The 2,745-nt window shown below is 73.1% G+C and carries 3 protein-coding genes and 1 tRNA gene; 2 read left to right on the forward strand and 2 right to left on the reverse strand.

Annotation, left to right across the window (positions count from 1 at the left end):
- Window position 1: 1 nt before the first annotated feature.
- Window positions 2-75 (reverse strand) — tRNA-Pro (locus QZ433_RS04110).
- Window positions 76-198: 123 nt separating this feature from the next.
- On the opposite strand from QZ433_RS04110, the gene QZ433_RS04115 reads away from it, so the two are divergent.
- Both QZ433_RS04115 and QZ433_RS04120 read left to right on the forward strand, forming a co-directional pair.
- Window positions 199-777, forward strand: coding sequence for a GNAT family N-acetyltransferase (locus tag QZ433_RS04115; protein WP_295780146.1), 579 nt, complete (start codon window positions 199-201; stop codon window positions 775-777).
- Window positions 778-816: 39 nt separating this feature from the next.
- Complete coding sequence (locus QZ433_RS04120; RefSeq protein WP_270352493.1) at window positions 817-1,197, forward strand: S4 domain-containing protein; 381 nt, start codon at window positions 817-819, stop codon at window positions 1,195-1,197.
- Between the two features lie 385 nt (window positions 1,198-1,582).
- On the opposite strand, the gene QZ433_RS04125 is transcribed toward QZ433_RS04120, so the two are convergent.
- Window positions 1,583-2,485, reverse strand: a complete 903-nt coding sequence (locus QZ433_RS04125; RefSeq protein ID WP_295780147.1) for an NUDIX domain-containing protein — start codon at window positions 2,483-2,485, stop codon at window positions 1,583-1,585.
- Between the last annotated feature and the right edge of the window lie 260 nt (window positions 2,486-2,745).

The following is a 2,745-nucleotide window of genomic DNA, read 5'->3' on the forward strand; positions in this document are numbered from 1 at the left end:
GTCGGGATGACAGGATTTGAACCTGCGACCCCTTGACCCCCAGTCAAGTGCGCTACCAAGCTGCGCCACATCCCGTTCCCTGCAAGCAGGCAACTCCCCTATATTAGCCCCTCCCCGGCACCGCCGCGAACCAGCGTCCACCCCGGGCGTGTGGCGCGACCCTTGTCGATGTCGGAGCCTCTCGCTACGGTCGCCACCATGACGATCGAGATCCTGCCCGCCACCGGTGGCCGCTTCGACGACGCCGAGACGGCGCTCGACAGCGGTGACGGACCGGCGTGCCAGTGCCAGTGGTGGTTGATGACCAGCGCGCAGTTCCGTGACGAATCGCGCGCCGAGCTGGCCGAGCGCCTGCGCACCGAGACGCAGGGCGACCGCGCCCCCGGCCTGATCGCCTACGTCGACGGCGAGCCCGCCGGGTGGGTGCGGGTCGGCCCGCGCACCGCGCAGCCCCGCCTCGCCCGCACGCGCGACGTCAAGACCGCCACCGCCGAGCCGCTCGACGACCCCGAGGTCTGGGCCGTCTCGTGCTTCGTCGTGCGGAAGCAGCACCGCGGCACCGGGCTCACCCGGTCGCTCCTGGATGCCGCCGTCTCGTTCGCCCGCGACGCCGGCGCGCGCGTCGTCGAGGGGTACCCTCTCGACCCCACCGTCACGGCACGATCGGCCAATCAGCTGTTCCGCGGCACGGTCGCCGTCTTCACGGACGCCGGCTTCGACGTCGTGGATCGCCCCAAGCCCGACCGCGCTCTCGTCGCCCTCACGCTGCGCGAATGAACCCCGCCGTACGATGGGAGTTCGCCCCAGGAGGACCTCATGACGGATGCCACCACCGCCCGCGTCGACGCGTGGCTCTGGGCGGTACGCGTCTACAAGACCCGCTCCGCGGCGACCACGGCCTGCCGCGCCGGCCACGTCCGCGTCAACGGCGATCGCGCCAAGGCCGCGCAACCCGTGCGCCCCGGCGACGAACTGCGCGTGCGGATCCAGGGCTTCGACCGCATCCTCGTCGTCAAGAAGACGATCGCCAAGCGCGTCGGCGCTGCCCTCGTCGCCGAAGCCCTCGACGATCGCACTCCCCCGCCGCCGTCGCGCGAGAGCATGCCTTTCGTCCCCGTCCGCGACCGCGGCGCGGGACGCCCCACCAAACGAGACCGCCGCGACATCGAGAAGCTTCGCGGTCGCGAGCTCGGGTGAGCCCTCGGGCAGTCATCTGCGGGGTTGAACCCGCAGCGGCCGTGGTCCGGCCGCATCCGCGCGAGGCAGGCCGCGCCGTGCACAGACTCCGCGATGCGCATAACCTCAGCGGCATCCCGCCCGATCCGCCTGACTTTGCACACATCGCGGAGGTTACGCACGCCGACCCCGCCGCGCACATCGCCGACCCCGCCGCGCGACCCTTCTCCCCACCGCGCGAAACCGGCCACGCCGCACACAAACTCCGCGATGCGCACAACCTCAGCGGCATCCCGCCCGATCCGCCTGACTTTGCACACATCGCGGAGGTTACGCACGCCGACCCCGCCGCGACACGTCAACCCTCTACCACGCACCACCGCCCGGCAGCACCGCCGCCCGAGCGTCAGTCGAGCTGATCGAGCAGCCAGCGCGCCCCGCGCACGCTCGCGCCCAGGGCTTCGACGCGCTCCGCGAGCCCGCGATCGCTGGTCACGACCACCACCGGGTCGTGCGCTGCGACGAGCTTTCGCGCGACCGCGACGATCTCGTCGTCACCCTCGCCCGCCGCCTCGCGCACCTCGAAGCCGGCCACCGCCGAAGCCGCCGATCGCGCCTGCCCCTCGAGCACGGCGACGAGCGACGGAAACCAGAACGTGGCCGACAGGCCGAGGGCGGCGGCATCCATCCCCCGCTCGGAGAGCGTCGACAGGCGGGCGAGCAGGCGCCCGGCGGCTCCCGCGCGGTCCTTCCACCACCCGTCGGGCACGGCGCCCATGACGTTCGCGACATCGACCACGATCGCCGGTCGCGTCGCCAGCCCTGCTCGCAGCGCGGGCCACGACGCCGCGAAGCCCGGATGAAGGGGTAGCTCGTCGACCCGGTCGACGGCGACCCACTCGAGGGCGACGCTCTCAGGGTCGCTGATCACCGGCTCGAACGGGGTCGTCACGTCGGCGACGAGAGTCGAGTATGACCAGACGTCCAGATCGAGGATGCTCTCGAACCGGGCGCGCACGGCATCCACCGGCACTCCCGCCTCCTCGTGCGACTCGCGTAACGCTCCGTCGCGCGCAGACTCGCCCTGGTGCCGGGCCCCGCCGGGCAGCGCCCAGGTGTTGCCGAAATGGCTCCACGCGACGCGGTGCTGCAGGAGCACCCCACGCTCGGGGTCGAGCGCGAGCAGTCCCGCGGCACCGAAACGGCCCCAGTACCTCTCGCCCGTCGGTGCGACCACCCAGGCATCGCCGGGATCACGCGGCCCGTGGGGGCGGCGCGGCTCACCGGGGGCGGGGGGCTCGATGGTCATCCCGTCCAGCCTGGCACAGTCGCGGCGAGCGGGCTCTGCCGGGCGTCATATGGCGCCGCGCAGCCTCGGTCCCTCACGCGTGGCATCCGCCTGCCCCCCACGCAGGGGCAGCACGCCCGGGGCCGAGCCGCAGCCTGTCGACCGCGCCGGGCAGCACGTCCGAGGTGACAGAACGCCCCGACCCCGCGCGAGCGGGACCGGGGCGTCCGGAACGTCGTCAGGCGTCGAAGCGCGCGCCGGCCGGATCGGCCGGCAGCAGC

The organism is uncultured Microbacterium sp., assembly GCF_913776565.1.
Lineage (GTDB): Bacteria > Actinomycetota > Actinomycetes > Actinomycetales > Microbacteriaceae > Microbacterium.